Genomic DNA, 15,918 nt, shown 5'->3' on the forward strand with positions numbered 1-15,918 from the left:
GGGGTCGTTGATCCATGCCTGGCGGGGGATCGATGGTGGGACGGGGCGGCGGTTGAACCGTTCCGGGTGCCGTTCGTAGGCGGCTGTGAGGGTGGTGGCTCGTTGCTCACGTACCAGTTCCGCGGTGCCGAAGTGCACGCTGGCCGGCGTGTGGTAGCCGATCCCGGAGTGCCGGTGGACGTGGTTGTAGTAGCTGATGAAGCCGTCCATCCACTCCCGGGCGTGCGTCAGCGAGTCGAACCTGCGCGGGAAGTCGGGCTGGTACTTGGCGGTCTTGAAGTGGCTTTCGCTGTAGGGGTTGTCGTTGCTCACTTTGGGGCGTGAGTGGCTGCGAGTGACACCGAGGTCAATCAGCAGCTGGGAGACCTTCTTGGAGGTCATGGAGGTGCCCCGGTCGGCGTGCACGGTCTCGGGCACGATGCCGTTGCGCAGGATCGTCTCGCGGATCAGCTCCTCGGCCCGGTCGGCTGATTCGGCCCGCTCCACTGTCCAGCCGACGATGTAGCGGCTGTAGATGTCGATGATGACGTAGGCGTGATACCAGATGCCCTTGTCCGGACCCGCCAGCTTCGTGATGTCCCAGGTGAACACCTGCGAAGGGGCGTCGGCGACCAGCTCGGGCACGGTCCTGGCACCATGGGTGGCGATCCGGCGCCGCTCGCCGTCCTGCCCGGCCTCCTTCAGAATCCGGTACATCGTGCGCTCGGAGCAGTGGTAGCGGCCCTCGTCCAGTTCGCGGGCGTAGATCTGGGCCGGCGGAAGTTCGGCGTACTCGTCGCTGTTCACCAGCGCCAGCACGGTGGCCCGCTCTGCGGCCGACAGTGCGGTGACCGGGGCCGGACGCGGTCGCCCAGGTGCCGGCGGCCTGGGATGCAGCCGCCGGTGGTGGGTCGCCCGGGAACGTCCGGTGATCCGGCAGGCATCCACGATGCCCACCAGCAGCCTCAACTCCTCGACCGCCGCGTGCAGATGGCCGTCCAGGACGTGGCTCAGTCCGCGCTCCTGGACAGTGACTGCAAGAGCGCGTGTGTTTTTCCCAGCACCTCCAGTGCCGCGTTCTTCTGGTCCACCTCCGTGCGCAGCCGCTCGTTCTCCCGCCGCAGCTTGGCGTTCTCGGCCTCGGCCGGGTGCTTCCTGGGGCGGGCGGGACTGGTGCGGTGGTCGGTCAGCTGCGCGAGCGCACCGGCGTCGCGGGCGGTACGCCACTCGATCACGTGCGAGTGGTACAGGCGCTCGCGGCGCAGGATGGCGCCCTTCTCGCCGGCCGGGGCGCCGTCGTACTCGGCGACGATCCGCAGCTTGTACTCGGCGGTGAAGGTGCGACGCTTCGGCTTCGGCGCAGGATCGGCGCCGGGACCGCTGGTGCTGGTCATACGTGTGGTTCTCCTGCTCGCTCGTCCACCCAGGCTAACTGATTACACCAAGGCGTCTCGCCTAACGATGTCAGGGAGGGGCCCGGCCTGGGTCCTGTCCGGCGAGGATCGCGAGATCGAACAGGGCGTGAGCCGTGTCCCCGTTGTGCTGTGCCTCGTCGTAGTAGGCCATCCATAGCGAGTCTTCGGCGGGCCGGGCCCGAGTGAACGCCTCGTCTGCGGCGCCGACGGCCGCCATGGTGTCCCGGACGTTGCCCATCTTCCCGAAGGCCCTGGCCCTTGCCGTGTGAAGCATCGCCTGCTCGGTCGCTGTCAGACGGTCGGAGCGCACAAGCCCCTTCTCGGCATACGTGAGGCCGTCATCGGGGGCCCCGATCCACACGGCTTGCCGTGCGAGGAACGAGTACGTCTTGGCCCGCAGATGCCAGTCGCCGGCCTCCTCGGCGCAGTCTGCTGCGAACCGGAACGTCTTGGTGGCTTCATTGTGGTGGTAGGCATCGAAGGCAGAGGCGCCGACCACGATGCCAAGCCGTGATACGGCGGCGAACAGGTCGGTTCGCATGTGCTCGGGGAACTCGGTCTGCAGCAGGCCGGCCGACCACTGCATCGCTCGGGCGGCTACGTCACGCACCACGCCACCGCCCCCCAGCTCGTTGTCCATGCTGCTGATGGCGGTGGCGGCCGCCAGGACCTGGTCGACGTGGCTCGGGTTGACGTTTGTCGGGAGAGACAGTTCGGCGGGCGCGAAGAATTCGGTGAAGTTGAGAGGGGCTATGGCGGCGAGGCCGCCGATTTGGAGGAACGAGCGTCGAATCACGGGCTCATGGCTCCCAGGGCGAAGAGTTGTTTCGTCTCTGCCCAGGATGCGGCCTGTCGGCACCCGCGTGGGTTTCTCCTCTCGGCGCGTGGAGGCTTTATCGGCATCAGCCCTCTTTTTATCGGCATCACGGTTGCCGAAGACCATCGGCCACGCCCGGTCGAGGAGTCCTCCCGTGCCGAGGACGTCGTCGAGCCGCTGAGCCACATCGCGGCGACAGCTCGGGTACTTTCCCTTCTCGATCGACAGGATCATGTCGTCGCTGACCTGCACTAACCGCCCCAGCTCCTTGGCCGACAGCCCTTGCCCAAGGCGCAGTCTGCGCAGCTCGTTACCGAACCACTCCTGGGGGGACGCCCCGGGATCGAGCTGCTTCATTGGCTGCGGCATGTTCTGCCCCCGAAGTCGTTGATGCCGAACTCTTCACCTCTCGGCATCAGGCTCTGCACGTTCTCGGTGCGCTCTGCCTAAATGGTTGCTGATCGGTTCCAGTCCAGTACACACCGCAATCCACCCCGGCTGAAGGGGTTCCGGCAGAACGGAGGAAGCAGCGATGGAACTACTCGTCGACACCCGCGATCGGGATGCTTCTGTTCGAGCCACGTCCAGGAGCGTGGACGGTCAACTCGACATGAGTTTCAACGTCCGGGCCGAAGACCTGGGCACCGTGCGGGACATCGTTGCAGCGCACCTCTGCTGGTGGCGCGTCGACAACGGCACCGCGTTCCGCGTCCTGACCGTGGTCAACGAACTACTCACCAACGTCTTGCAGCACACCCCTGCGGACGCCGACGGGTGCCGGATGGCCAGCCTGCTCCTCCAGAAGGTGCCGGACGGTGTCACCGCCGTCGTTCGCGACCAGGACCGCTGTCCGCCGGTGTACTCGTCGCCGGCCCCGTTGGCCGAGGAGGGGCGCGGGCTGATGCTGCTGGGTGCTCTGGCCGACGACACGTCCGTGTCCATGACCCCAGCAGGCAAGGACGTGTGGGTCTTCATGGCGATCCCGCAACTGACTGAGCACTTGTAGCCCTCCGCGGCCGGTACTTGGCCCTCCCCAGGAGTCCCGATGTCCCTCACCGTTCTGGTTCCGGAGAACGACGTGGTTCTTCCGCCAACCGACGAGCCCCGCAGACCGCAGTGGACCCCTCCACTCGACGCAGAGGGTTTGTGGTCCGTCCTGGAACGGATCAAGAACTGGAAGCCGCTCGACGTGGAGGAGGTCTTTGACGACCTCGACACGGCGATCGGCAACCAGACGCCGCCCGCCGCGGTGACCGACACCCTGGTTGACCGTCTCCGGGACCATCTGAAGCAGCTCAGCAACGTCGCTGTCGCGGACGAGCAGTACCCGCCCACCGCCGAGATGCTCCGAATCGTTGTACGCGGGGTCCCCCTGCGGGAGGAGTGCGTGCCGGCCGACTACCAGCAGGCCGTCGGCCTCGCTCGTCGTCTGGCCTTCGTCACCTCTGACCTGGTCGAGGAGCTGATCGAAGCCCACTACATCAAGGAGGCGGAGTGACGTACAACCTTGACTCCGCTCGGCGCTCGGTCGTGACCGCCACGGCGATGGCCCTCCCGCAAGACGCATACGACTTCGAGTGCTACGAGAAGCGGATCTCCGACAACTGGCTCCTGGAGAAGAGCGTCGCCATGCGCACCACGCGCATGCCGTTCCTCGCAGTCCCCGTCGGGGGCACGAGGCGCGGCGGGGGCTACCCGGCGTCGTGTGTGTGCTTTGGGCTCAAGGTCTGCGACTTCCTTCTTGGGCGTCTGGGCTTCCCCGACCTGCGCGTGCAGTGGTCGTCTCACCCGGACACCTGCTTCGTTGCGAGTGGGGGAGAGAGACCACCCACGCTCGAGGGCGACCGCACTGCCACCACCCTGGGGCGCTTCTACGGCCACAGCGAAGCAGCCATAGCGGCCTTCATGGGGCGGTGCCACAAGTCCCCCTCTTCAGCCGTGCCCGAACCGTGTTCCCCCCACGGCACCGTAGCTGGCCGAAAAGGGCCCAACTTCCCACCCGAGAGGACGAGCACCATGTGTGCGCACAACCCGCCGTGCCCCACGGCCATGGCTCCCGACAGGGAGGCCGCGCGACCCGTCGCGCACCGCCCTGAGCAGGGCTGGAGCCTGCTGTGCAACGGAGTGCTTGTCTTCGAGGACACCGGAGAACTCCTCCCCGACGGCCGTATCGTCGCCCCCCACCGGCCGCTCGCGCTCACGGTCGGAAGCGCGGCATGACGATCACCGCAGCCGACCTGGTCGTTCCGTACATCACCGCTCGTGAAGGCGAAGAGGTGGACTCCCTCCTCAACCTGAACGTACGCATCGGTCCTGACCGGCGCCCGCGGCTCGGGTACAAGGACGAGGCAGGGCCCGACCGAGATCTTCGCGGCGTGCTGTGGGCCCGGTACTCCATGTCACTCGGCTTCGCGGGACAGCCCACCGGGAGCCCGAGGTGGCGGCTGGTACACCCGCTCCGCCAGCGCATCACGATGGCGCTCCTGCGCTGCCAGGTGTGCACGGTCCCGCTGAAGCGTAGCGACGGAATCCTCTTCGTAGAGACGGCCGACGACGGCGACGACCACACCGGGCCGGTGAAGACCGCGCAGCCGCCGGTGTGTCTGGAGCACGCCCGGATGGCGGCCCGGCGGTGCCCCCGGCTCAGGAGCAAGGGACACGTCGCCCTGCTGGCCACGCGGTTCCCGCTCTACGGCGTCATCGGCACCCCGTACCAGTACACCGCCGACGGCATCCAGCCCCTCGCCGCCTCGGACGCTCCCCTGCCCTACAACCACCCCCAGATCGGCTGGTTCCTCGCCTCTCAGCTCGTACGCGAACTGCGGGAATACGAGGTCGTCAGCCTGGACGATCTTGTGCCCGCCGCATAGACGGCTGCTCGACGGTCCTGGGCAAAGGACCGGACCGTCGGGCGGCACCCCAGAGCTTCCCGGCCCGACCATCGGACCGGGATGGCCAGAACCTGACCCCGTGGCGTAGCCCCGTCGCTACGCCACGGTCCTCAGTGCGCTGGCAAGCACCACCTGTCCTACACACCAACGAATCACCTGGAGTTGTCATGACGCGAATCGTCACCAAGAGCACCACCCAGGTCCAGGAGCCGGCGGCCGGCGGCCAGTCGGACGGGTTCGACCTGAACGTCTCCCTCCTGGAGGTGTCCGATGCGGCCGGGCTGACCGTTCTGACCGACGACGGGTGCGGCAGCTCCTGCGGTGCCTGCGTCACCTTCACTGACTGACCCTGACCGTCTGAACCCGGCCATCAGGTCATGAACCGCGGTCGGTGCTGTCGCGCTACTCGGCGCGTCGGCTCCGACCGCCCCTCCAGACGCACGAAGGGACACGTCACGTGGCTATACCCCCAGCGTTCAAGGCGGGCACGACCGCCCTGGTGCGCGCAGCCGCTCGACCGTCGGTGACCCAGCTTCCCCTACCGGACTTCGACGACCGGTCCTTCCGAGCCGAGGAGTTGGAGGAGGTCACCACCGGACGCCTCGCCTGGATTCGCAGCATCTGGGACGACCCGGGCATCGCACAGGCCCTCCGCCATGCCAGCCCGGTTCTCGCCGCCGAAGTCGAGGTCCTGGAGAGTGCTAACTCCCCTTCTATCCGCGAAGTCCGCCGCGTTGGAGTGTCGGTGGCGCGCTACCTCCTGCGCGCGCTGCACCGGCCCACACCGTTCGGACTGTTCGCCGGAGTCACCACGGCCACCTTCGACGCCGAGCCCCACACCCGTTGGGGCCAGAACCACGTGGTCGTGGCCCGCGCCGGTGCGGAGTGGGTGGGGAGGCTGATCGAGCAGTTAGAAAGGAGCGGTGAGCTGCTGCCGCTCCTGTCGATCGTCGTCAACAACACCACCTTCGAGCGCGACGGCAGTCTCGTCGTCCCCTACCAGGACGACGGGCCGACCGGTCAGCGGCGAGCGGTCGAGGCGTCTGTCGAGCTGTCGGCGCCGGTCCGGCTTATCCTCCGCGCGGCTGACGCGCCGATCCGCATCGGGGAACTCGCCGAGAAGCTGATGGCCGAGTTCCCGGCCGTGGCCCCGGAGCGCGTCAAGCGGCTCCTCGCGGGCCTGATGCGGCGGCGCGTGCTGATCACCAACCTTCACGCGCCGGCGACCGAGACCGACGCGCTCGGTCACCTCGTCACCCAGCTCGACGGGGTCCGTGCCGAGGACATTCGTCTCCTGGCACCCGTCGTCCGGGAGCTGCGCGCCGTCCACGCCGGGCTGGAGCAGTGCGGCACCGCAGAGGGCCGGGACGCCGTAGCAACCCGGATGCGCGATCTGGTGCCGGGCCTCCGGCGTCACCCGCTCGCCCTGGACCTATGCCTGGACGCCACCGTGGTGCTCCCCGATCTGGTCGCCCGCGAGGTCGAGCGCGCCGCCACGATCCTCACCCGTCTCTGCGCCCGCCCGTAGGGTGCCGAGCCGTGGAACGAGTACCACCAGCGGTTCTACGAGCGGTTCGGCGTCGGCACCATGGTGCCGCTTATGGAAGTTGTCGCAGACAGCGGCGTCGGCTACCCGGACGGGTACCCGGGCAGGCCGACCGGCGAAGGCCGCCGGCGCCTGTCGCCGCGGGACGACGTGCTGCTCCGCCTCGCCCAGGCCGCGGCGCTCGACGGCCGCGACGAGGTCGTGCTGACTGACGAGATCGTGGCCGCCCTGGACCGAGGCCCGCAGGAGCCGCGGATACCGTGCCACCTGGAGGTGGGCGTGCGGCTGCACGCGGCCACCCTCGCCGAAGTCCGCCGTGGGCGGTTCACCGTGGAGTTGACCAGCGTGTCACGCGGAGCCGGGGTTACCGCCGGACGCTTCCTCAGCGTCCTCCCGGCCACACAACGCGAGTGCCTGCTAGCGGAGTTGGCTGACCTACCCACGGCTGACGAGGGCACGGTGGCGGCGCAGCTTTCCTTCCCCGCGCTGCTGCCCGACACCGCCCACGTCACCCGAACCCCGCGCGTGCTGCCGTTGGTGATCAGCCTGCAAGAGCACCGCGCCCCCGACGCCGCAGTGCTCTCGCCGGCGGATCTGGCGCTGGCGTGCGACGGCCGCCGGATGTACCTGGCGGCTCCGGACCGCGGGCTGCGCGTCGAGGCCGTCGGTATGCATGCGCTGAACCTTGCCGAGCACACCCCGCCCCTGGCGCGGCTGATCACCGAGGTGTCCCGGGCGCAGAACGCCCAGGTCACCAGGTTCGACTGGGGCGCCGCCGCAGCGATGCCGTTCCTCCCCCGCCTGCGGTACGGCCGCATCGTGCTGGTAGCAGCCCGCTGGAGGCTGGAGGCCGGCGACCTCCCCGACCGCCGCTGCCCCGGCGCGGACTGGGACGCCGCGCTGTCCGGCTGGCGGGATCGCCGACGCCTGCCGCAACACGTGCACCTCGTCCAGGACGACCGGCGCCTGCCGCTCGACCTCGATGAGCCCGGCCACCGGAGCCTGCTGCGCCAACACCTCGACCGCACCGGTACGGCGCTGTTGACGGAAGCCGCTCCTCCCGGGGCGGACGGCTGGAGCGGGGGCCGGGCCCACGAGATCGCGGTACCCCTCAAAGCGGTCCGTCCTCCGGCCTGGCCTGCCCTTCCCACGCCGACCACCGCCCGCACGCTCTCCCCAGCCCAGATCCAGACCCCGGCCACCTCCCCAATACTCCTCGTAGCCCTGTACGGCGACCCGCGGCGTCAAGACGCCCTGCTGACCCGGCACGTGCCTGACCTGATGCGGCGCCTCGGCTCTCCTCGTTGGTGGTACGTCCGATTCCGTGACCCCCAGCAGCATCTTCGCCTGCGGATCGCGCTGCCCGACCCGGACGACTTCGCCGACACCACGCACACGGTCAGCGCCTGGGCCGACGAACTGCGGACCGCGGGGCTGCTGGCAGACCTGCGGTACCCCACCTCCTACCGCGAGACGGGCCGGTGGGGCTCCGGACCGGCGTGGGACGCAGCCGAGGCCGTGTTCCGCGCGGACTCCCTGGCCACGGTGGCGCAGCTCGCCCAGCCCGTCCGGCCCGCGCAGCGCACGCTCGTGGCCGCGCACTTCTTCGCCATCGCCTCCGCCCTCCTCGGCAGCCCGGACGCCGGCGCGCGCTGGCTGATCGACCACATCGAGCCGACCGCGCCGAACCCGGTACCTCGCTCGCAGTTCACCGACGCCGTGCGGCTGGCAGACCCGCGCGGTGGCTGGGCGGCCCTGCGGTCAGCGCCCGGCGGCGCCGCGATCGTGGACGCCTGGGCCGAGCGCACCGCTGCGCTCGCCGCGTACGGGCCGCACCTGTCCGGCCCGCACGCCGACGGCATCGCCGTGGACGGCGTGCTGACCTCCCTGCTGCACGTCCACTTCGTGCGGCATGTCGCGGTGGACTTCCCCGAGGAAGAGGTCTGCCTGTACCTGGCCCGCGCCGCCGCCCTGGCCTTCACCGCCCGCGCCGGGAGCCGACCGTGACCCACACAGCAGCCGCGGTGGCCGCCGCCATCGCCGACCGGCTCGCCCACCCCGAGCAGGCGCCGACGGCGGCCACTGACGACGCCAACCGGCAGCACCTCGCCTACGGCCCGACCGGCATCGCCCTGTTGCACATCGAGCGCGCGGCGGCCGGGCTTTCCTCCTGGCAGCGCGCCCACGACTGGCTCTCCGCCGCGGCCCGCGAGCCCTTCACCAGCGGCCCAGACAGCCACCCCTTCTACGGCGCCCCGGCGCTCGCCCATGCCGTGGCGTGCGCCGCCGACCAGCTTCCGGACTCCTACCGGCGCGGCCTCGATGTTCTGGACCGGCAGGTGACGGCAGACGCCCGGCGGCGCCTTGTCGCCGCGCACCGCCGGATCGAAGCCGGGCAGCTTCCGGCACTCGCCGAGTTCGACGCCATCCGAGGCTTGAGCGGGTACGGCGCCTACCTGCTGCGCCGCGACCCTGCGGGCCCGGTGACCCGGGCCGTTCTCGACTACTGCGTGCGCCTGACCGACCCGGTCACCGACAGCGGCGAACGCCTGCCGGGCTGGTGGGTACCGACCGGGCCGTCCGGCAGGCCGGACGACCGCTTCCCCGGTGGGCACGCCAACCACGGCATGGCGCACGGCGTCGGCGCGGTCCTCGCGCTGCTGGCGCTTGCCGCCCGCCGCGGCACCACCGTCACCGGCCACCATCAGGCGATGCGCACCATACTTGCCTGGCTGGAGCAGTGGAAGGCGCCCACCGGGCGCGGCACGGCTTGGCCGTACTGGATCAGCCGCGAGGAACTGCGCAGCGGCCGGCCCGCGGCCGCGGCACCACGGCGGCCGAGCTGGTGCTACGGCACTGCGGGCCTTGCCCGCGCACAGCAGCTCGCCGCGCTCGCCCTTGGCGACAGCGGCCTTCAGACCGAGGCCGAGGCCGCCCTGCTGAACGCGCTGAGCGACCGCGCGCAGCTTCGCGCCACCACGGACAGCGGCCTGTGCCACGGCTTCGCCGGTCTTGTCCACATCGCGGCACGCGTTGCCGCCGACGCAGACCGTGCCACCGCCGGTCAGCTCCGCGCCACCGTCCCTGCCCTTCTCGCCGTGCTGGTCCCGCCTGGCACCGACCCGTACGACGCCGCCGCCCTGCTGCTGAAGGACGCGGCGGGCCCCGGGCTCCTCGACGGTGCCGCCGGAACCGCGCTGGGACTGATCACCGCGGCCAGCGCGGAGCCGCCCCGCACCTCCTGGGACGCCTGCCTGCTCACCGCCTGAATCCGACCGAAGGATTTCGCAATGCGCTCCGACCGCTGGCAGCAGCACAACATCACCTTCCCCGACCGAGACACCGGACGGTGCGCCGTCACCGCACACCTCGCCCCCGTGCTGCTCGCCGCCGAGGCCGACGGGCAGCTCAGCGGCTGGTGGTTCATGAACAAGCAGCCCTGGCGCCTGCGATACGTCGCCGACCAGCCGTCACCGACCGTGCTGACTCTGCTGGACGAGTGGGTGGCTGACGACACGGCGCAGTCCTGCATGACCGGGATCTACGAGCCGGAGACCGAGGCGTTCGGCGGGGCGGACGCCATGACGGCCGCGCACGCCCTCTTCCACGAGGACAGCCGCCACCTCCTCACCTACCCCGTCCACAACGAGCACCTGGGGCGACGCGAGACCGCCATCCTGCTGATGAGCAGCATGATGCGCGCCGCGAACCTCGACTGGTTCGAGCAGGGCGACGTGTGGGCGAAGGTCTCCGCGCTGCGCCCCGGCACCGGCACGCCTGCGTCCACGCGCCTGACCTCCGCGATGCGGACCCTGATGACCACCGAGGCCCGCAGCCTGTGCCGCGAGCACGGGCCGCTGGACGGCCACGCCGACTGGGTCGCCGCCTTCGAGCGCGTCGGCACCACGCTCGCCTACCTCGCCGCCCAGGGCGACCTGACCCGCGGACTGCGCGCCGTCATCGCGCACCACGCCATCTTCCACGCCAACCGTGCCGGTCTGCCGTCTGCCGACCAGCACACCCTGTTCAACATCGCACGAGAGGCAATCATGGGTTCGAGTGAAAACACCGCGTCAGCAACAGAATCAGGCTCCGCGGCCCATAGCGTCAGCACGGTGAACACCGACACACTCACCGCCCCCGAGGCCAACGCCGAACAGCTCCGCAACGCCCTGGTCGACCAGATCAAGGCCGACGGCCACGCCCGCACCCCCGCGGTCGAAGCCGCCCTGCGCACCGTGCCCCGGCACCTGTTCGTCCCCGAAACCCCGCTGGCCGACGCCTACGACAACAGCCCGGTCAACGTGAAGTACGACCCCGAGGGCACTTCGATCTCCTGCGCCTCCCAGCCGGCCGTCGTCGCCCTCATGCTGGACCAGCTCGAAGCCCAGCCGGGCGAGCGCATCCTCGAACTCGGCGCCGGCACCGGCTACAACGCCGCCTTGATCGGCCACCTCGTCGGCCCGAGCGGACACGTCACCACCATCGACGTCGATGACGACCTGGTCGAAGGCGCCCGAGCCCACCTCGCAGCCGCCGGAGCCACCAACGTCGAGGCCCTGACGCGCGACGGCGCCCTCGGCCACGCCGAAGGCGCCCCGTACGACCGGATCATCGCCACCGTCGGCGCGCACGGCATCCCCCACGCCTGGCTCGACCAGCTCGCCGAAGGCGGCCGACTCGTCACCCCGCAGCGGCTCACGGGCAGCGTCTCGCGCTCCATCATCTACGTGCAGCGCGACGGCCGGTGGCAGTCGGTCGGCTCGGAGATGAACACCTTCATGCCGCTGCGCCGGGGCATCGCCGACGACGACCGCCGCGCCGTGCCGCTCAGCACGGACGGCGCCGTGCGCCTCCAGGCCCCGGCCGGACTGGCGCTCGACGCCGATGCCCTCGCCGGTGTTCTTGACCAGCCGCGCGTCGAGGAGTGGACGGGGATGACGGTCCGCGCCGGGGAGTCCCCGGAGTGGATGGAGCTGTTCGTCTCCTGCGTCATGCCGTCCGGGCTGATCCGGATGCTCTTCCCCCAGAGCGCCAAGGGCACGGTGCTCACCGAGGACCCCTACCCCTCGGCCACGGCCGCCGTCGAGAAGGGCGCCGTCACCTACCTCGCCCGTCGGCCCTCCACGGAGAAGACCCCCGAGGGCGGCAAGCTCTGGGAGTTCGGTGTCATCGGCCACGGCCCCGGGGGCGACGAGCTGGCCGCCCGGGTCGCCGACGCCGTCCGCACCTGGGATCGCGAGTACCGCGGCCGGGACGCCACCTTCGAGATCCTGCCGCTCGACGCGCCCGCGGACGAGCAGCCCGGTGTCTTCGTCCTCGACACCCCGCTGAACCGCGTCCGCGTCACCTGGCAGTAGCTGATCCGCCTGCGTGGTGCCCGCCGACCGGCCAGCGGGCACCACGCGGCCCTTCCCCGCTCCTCGTCGTCTTCACCCCCGGGGGACCTCATGGACCTGAACGGACCCATAGCGCAGCGCTTCCCGCTCATCTACCGATTCCGACCCGCCTGTCTGCCCCTGCCCCGGCGCGTGCACGGCCTGGTCGAACTCGCCGTCGCCGCAGCCGCAAAGGCGGACCAGGGACTCGCCTCGGCCGTCTACAACCAGGCCGCCCTCATCGCCTCCGACCTCGGGCTCCCCGACCTCGCACGGAAGATGTGCCACCAGCACGCCGCCGCCTACCTCCACGCCGCTCCCTTGCCCGGCATGACCGCGATCCGCGCCCTCGAACCCGTGGTGAACCTCGCACGCCTCCAGATCCGCGCAGGCGCCGCCGACGACGGGCGCCACCGTCTGCTGCACCTCTTCGACGCCGTCACGAACAGCACCAGCGCTCAGTTCGAAGGGGTCCACGTTCCGGCCGACCTCACCCTCACCGACACCGACCGCCACGAGGTGCGCACCTGGCTGTGGAAGGTCGTCCTGGCCGACGGCACCCGCACCTTGAGTACGGCCGGCCGCTGGACGGAAGCTCTGGCCCACATCGAGGAACACCGGGGCATCGGGCAGCGCATGCTGGACGGCCGCCAAGTCGCCGTCCTGGCCGCCCTCAGCCACACCCCCACCGACGCCGCCGCGCTCATCACCATGACCACACCCGGAGAACGCTGGGAGAACGCCGTCACCGGCTGCCTCGACGTGATGTGCAAAGAGGCCCTTCGCGGCCCGGCCGTACCCCTCCTCGACACGCTGGTCGAGGACTACGTCGAGCACCAACCCGACCAGGGCATGACCGTCTTCGACACGCGCCTCGGCCTGACGATCCTGGACCTGCTGGAGCCGCACCAGGAAGATGCAGCGCACCGGATGATTGCGGAGCTCCACCGCCGGGCCGCCGCGGCGACCGACGGCTACGCCGCCCGTGAATGTCTGGCTGACCACCGGTTCACCAGTCTCGCCGAGCCGCGCCAGGTCGAGGCGGCCCAACGGCTTGTCCGTGCATGCGCGCTGGGGAGCGGCAGCCTCCCCGAGCCCTGGCTCGCAAGGATGACAGAGGCGCTGCGGGGCAGCGACGACGTGATCCGCGCCAGCGTCGGACACTCCCACCCTCAGCAGGAAGGGACTGGCGCACAGGGTTGAGGTGTAACGCTTGTGCAGCCAGAGCAGCCCACCCTTCACGGCGTCGAGCACCAGGGGAGCCAGGGCGCGTGGCGACGCCTATCGTCGGTAGAGGGCTCTCTGAGCACCGAACTGAACAGGTAGGCGAGAGGCCAGACACAGCACGGCCCGGGAGTTGGCTCGCCGATCACCTCAACCTCTCTACGCTGGAGCACCATGAGGAAGGTCGCCATCGTCGGCTGCGGAGGCAGTGGCAAGTCCCACGTGGCCCGCGAGCTGGGCAGGATCCTCGACGCCCCGGTGACGCACCTGGACGCCGCGTTCTACGACTACGAGTGGAACGCGTTGCCCAGGGACAAGTTCACCGACGTGCAGCGCGAGCTGGTCTCGCAGCCGCGGTGGGTGATTGACGGCAACTACAACTCGACGCTGCAGGTACGGCTCGAAGCCTGCGACACGGTGGTCCTGATGGACGTGTCGATCGTGGCTGCCCTGTACGGGATCTTCTCCCGGCAGCTCCGGCACGGGGCCGGGCACAAGGGCAACGGATTGCACAACCGCATCCACTGGGGCGTGATCAAGTACGTCGCCACGTACCGGCGCAAGATGCGACCCCGCGTGATGGCGAAGATCGAGGAGTTCGGCGCCGGCGCCGACGTGGTGTTGCTGGCCAACCGGCGCCAGACGCTCCGCTGGCTGCGGAAGGTGGCCGCTGAGCAGTCCTGACCGGCTTGCGCCCCGGTCAGGGGGTGCGGGATGAACGAGCTCAATCCGTTCCTCTGTCGAGGAAGCGGCCGACCGCTGTTGCGGTCAGATGGGCCGCAGTACCTGATCAGGCTCTGCGGAAGCAGCCGCAGCTTACTCTGCGAAGTCCACGTTGCCGAGCGCCAGGTCCGCCTGGACGCCGTGTACCGCGGCGGGCACGGCTCGAAACTCACGGGGCTCCGGCGACTCGATGAGTTCCTGGTAATAGACGGGGTCGAGGCCACTCACGTCCTCCCAGAGTGTCGACAGAGCCAACAACGCCCGCGCCGGCGACTTCATCGTGTCGCGGTCAGCGAGGAAGACAACAATCAGGTCCCCATCCACCACGGCGGCAAGAACCTCGTCGGGGCGTTGCTCCTGACCAAGCGGGCGCTTCGACCAACTGCACTGTTGCGGCAATCCCACCGCCTGGCTCCCACGGGCGGCGCAACTCCCCAACCACCGCATTCCACGACTCGTCGTCGCTGAAGTCGGTCCTGATGACGAGAACGTCGAACAAGTCTCGTCCAATCTCAGAGTGCGGTACGTGACCTGATGTCCGGTTGGTGCTTGGGGTTGGGTGAGGAGTCCTGGTCGGCGGGGCGGACTGGTACTCAGGTGCGGGGCTGAGCGAACAGGCCGGGTTCGGGTTCGGTGAGAATGCCCCGTGTGACCAGGCGTTTCAGCTTGGACCGGATGCCTTCGGTGTTCTTCGGGAGGATCGGCAGGTCGAGTGCCTCGCACAGGTCGCGGGCCCGCATCGGCTGGCCGGTGTCGGTGAAGGCTGCGAGGATCTGCTGGTAGGCGGGGTGGTCCGGGGCCTCGGGCCGCGGGGAATCGTCGGCGGGCTTGGGTACCGGGATGTTCAGGATGGTCTTGCGGGTGATGCGCAGGTTCTCGGTTTCCGCGTCGAGTTCGCCGAGGCGGGTGGTGAGGTCCTCGATGGACGCGCGGAGCTGCCCGGCCTGCTCGCCGAGTTCGGTCTCCCGGGCCTCGAGGTAGGCAAGGATGGCTCTGATCTGCGGGTTGTCGCTCATGCGGCCCTCCAGGAGGGCAGGGCGGCGCCGGTGAGCCGGCGGGCCATGACCGAGGTCATCGCCCAGAAGACGCGAGAGCGCGAGGTGGCGGGCCGGTGCTCGTAGTCACGGACCAGGCGGCGGGAGAACATCAGGATTCCGTTCGTCTGCTCCACGATCCACCGCTTGGCCTGCGGGACGAAGCCCTTGTCGGCCGGGTTGCGCTCAACGATCTCGACGTCGATGCCGTACTGCTTGCCGTGGTCGACGACGGCCTTCTTGAACCCCTGGTCGACCAGGGCCTTCTTCACGGTGACCATCTGGGCGGCCACGCCGTCCAGCAGCGCGATTCCGGCGGCGTTGTCGTGCGCGGACGCAGGCAGGACGACAGCCTCTACGACGAGACCCAGTACGTCCACGGCCAGGCATCTCTTGCGCCCCGGCACCCGTTTCGCCGCGTCCTTGCCGGTCGTGGCGGCCGGGACGCCGACGGCCACGCGGATGCTCTGGGTGTCCATGACGATGAGGCTCGGGTCGGCTAATCGCCGCTTCCTCTCCCGCAGTTGCCACCGCAGCAGATCATGAATGGTCTGGTCGGTGCCATCGTCGCGCCACTTGTAGAAGTAGTACTTCACCGCGCCGGCGGGCGGCAGGTCGTGGGGCAGCAGGTCCCACTGGCAGCCGCTGCGGTTCTGGTACAGGATCGCGTTCACGATCTCCCGCATCTCGTATCTGCCCCGATGGCCGCTGACCGACGGATGCGCGGCCTTCCACGCTGTGATCACGGGCTCGACCAGGGCCCACTGCTCGTCGGAAGCGTCACTCGAGTACGGCTTGCGCATGCTCATGCCACAACCCAAGCGAACCCCGAACGCCTGACCGGCGATGATGCCCCAACGTCACACCATCGAGCGATCACAAGCCGGACAGAAGATTACGTTCCGCACTCT

At 69.7% G+C, this 15,918-nt stretch carries 15 protein-coding genes and 2 pseudogenes; 11 read left to right on the forward strand and 6 right to left on the reverse strand.

Features of this window, described 5'->3' with window-relative positions:
• From B9S57_RS26935 to B9S57_RS26945, 3 genes are all read right to left on the reverse strand, one after another.
• The coding region (locus B9S57_RS26935; RefSeq protein WP_308457423.1) for an IS3 family transposase at window positions 1-993 on the reverse strand (993 nt) is incomplete at its 3' end.
• Window positions 990-1,373 (reverse strand): transposase, encoded by a 384-nt coding sequence (locus B9S57_RS34665; RefSeq protein ID WP_181011488.1) that lies wholly within the window; start codon window positions 1,371-1,373, stop codon window positions 990-992. The genes B9S57_RS34665 and B9S57_RS26935, both read right to left, overlap by 4 nt.
• Window positions 1,374-1,443: 70 nt before the next feature.
• Complete coding sequence (locus B9S57_RS26945; protein WP_258036636.1) at window positions 1,444-2,568, reverse strand: helix-turn-helix transcriptional regulator; 1,125 nt, start codon at window positions 2,566-2,568, stop codon at window positions 1,444-1,446.
• Window positions 2,569-2,821: 253 nt separating this feature from the next.
• Here B9S57_RS26945 and B9S57_RS26950 point away from each other — a divergent pair, with 253 nt between their 5' ends.
• The 11 genes and pseudogenes from B9S57_RS26950 (at window position 2,822) to B9S57_RS26995 (ending at window position 13,934) form a co-directional block, all read left to right on the forward strand.
• The gene (locus tag B9S57_RS26950; RefSeq protein WP_181011490.1) at window positions 2,822-3,217 is read left to right on the forward strand and encodes an ATP-binding protein; all 396 of its coding nucleotides are present in this window, start codon (window positions 2,822-2,824) and stop codon (window positions 3,215-3,217) included.
• A gap of 39 nt (window positions 3,218-3,256) precedes the next feature.
• A complete protein-coding gene (locus B9S57_RS26955) occupies window positions 3,257-3,709 on the forward strand; it encodes a DUF6415 family natural product biosynthesis protein (protein ID WP_103759816.1) in 453 nt (150 codons plus the stop codon).
• Window positions 3,710-3,756: 47 nt separating this feature from the next.
• A pseudogene (locus tag B9S57_RS35885) lies at window positions 3,757-4,161 on the forward strand (DUF6302 family protein); the annotation flags it as partial.
• 66 nt (window positions 4,162-4,227) lie between these two features.
• The gene (locus B9S57_RS35890) at window positions 4,228-4,431 is read left to right on the forward strand and encodes a DUF5999 family protein (RefSeq protein WP_037830893.1); all 204 of its coding nucleotides are present in this window, start codon (window positions 4,228-4,230) and stop codon (window positions 4,429-4,431) included.
• A complete protein-coding gene (locus tag B9S57_RS26965) occupies window positions 4,428-5,081 on the forward strand; it encodes a hypothetical protein (protein WP_103759817.1) in 654 nt (217 codons plus the stop codon). The genes B9S57_RS35890 and B9S57_RS26965 overlap by 4 nt, the downstream gene beginning before the upstream one ends.
• A gap of 188 nt (window positions 5,082-5,269) precedes the next feature.
• On the forward strand, window positions 5,270-5,449 hold the full coding sequence (locus B9S57_RS26970) for an FxLD family lanthipeptide (RefSeq protein ID WP_093798518.1): 180 nt from the start codon (window positions 5,270-5,272) through the stop codon (window positions 5,447-5,449).
• A gap of 272 nt (window positions 5,450-5,721) precedes the next feature.
• Window positions 5,722-8,655 (forward strand): annotated as a pseudogene (locus tag B9S57_RS26975) (lantibiotic dehydratase).
• Entirely contained in the window at window positions 8,652-9,917 is a 1,266-nt protein-coding gene (locus B9S57_RS26980) for a lanthionine synthetase C family protein (RefSeq protein ID WP_103759818.1), read from the forward strand. The pseudogene B9S57_RS26975 and the gene B9S57_RS26980 overlap by 4 nt, the downstream one beginning before the upstream one ends.
• A gap of 21 nt (window positions 9,918-9,938) precedes the next feature.
• Window positions 9,939-12,008: a methyltransferase, FxLD system gene (fxlM, locus tag B9S57_RS26985; RefSeq protein WP_103759819.1), complete on the forward strand. Its 2,070-nt coding sequence runs from the start codon at window positions 9,939-9,941 to the stop codon at window positions 12,006-12,008.
• 90 nt (window positions 12,009-12,098) lie between these two features.
• Window positions 12,099-13,229: a hypothetical protein gene (locus B9S57_RS26990; RefSeq protein ID WP_103759820.1), complete on the forward strand. Its 1,131-nt coding sequence runs from the start codon at window positions 12,099-12,101 to the stop codon at window positions 13,227-13,229.
• 195 nt (window positions 13,230-13,424) lie between these two features.
• Window positions 13,425-13,934 (forward strand): topology modulation protein, encoded by a 510-nt coding sequence (locus B9S57_RS26995; RefSeq protein ID WP_103759821.1) that lies wholly within the window; start codon window positions 13,425-13,427, stop codon window positions 13,932-13,934.
• Window positions 13,935-14,066: 132 nt separating this feature from the next.
• Here B9S57_RS26995 and B9S57_RS34275 read toward each other — a convergent pair whose 3' ends face one another.
• The 3 genes from B9S57_RS34275 to B9S57_RS27010 all read right to left on the reverse strand — a co-directional run bounded on the left by B9S57_RS34275 (window position 14,067) and on the right by B9S57_RS27010 (window position 15,816).
• Window positions 14,067-14,372: a hypothetical protein gene (locus B9S57_RS34275; protein WP_374935991.1), complete on the reverse strand. Its 306-nt coding sequence runs from the start codon at window positions 14,370-14,372 to the stop codon at window positions 14,067-14,069.
• 194 nt (window positions 14,373-14,566) lie between these two features.
• On the reverse strand, window positions 14,567-14,989 hold the full coding sequence (locus tag B9S57_RS27005) for a hypothetical protein (protein ID WP_103514945.1): 423 nt from the start codon (window positions 14,987-14,989) through the stop codon (window positions 14,567-14,569).
• Window positions 14,986-15,816 (reverse strand): IS5 family transposase, encoded by an 831-nt coding sequence (locus tag B9S57_RS27010; protein WP_103514946.1) that lies wholly within the window; start codon window positions 15,814-15,816, stop codon window positions 14,986-14,988. The genes B9S57_RS27005 and B9S57_RS27010 overlap by 4 nt, the downstream gene beginning before the upstream one ends.
• Window positions 15,817-15,918 lie beyond the last annotated feature (102 nt).

It is taken from the genome of Streptomyces sp. SM10 (assembly GCF_002910915.1).
Lineage (GTDB): Bacteria > Actinomycetota > Actinomycetes > Streptomycetales > Streptomycetaceae > Streptomyces.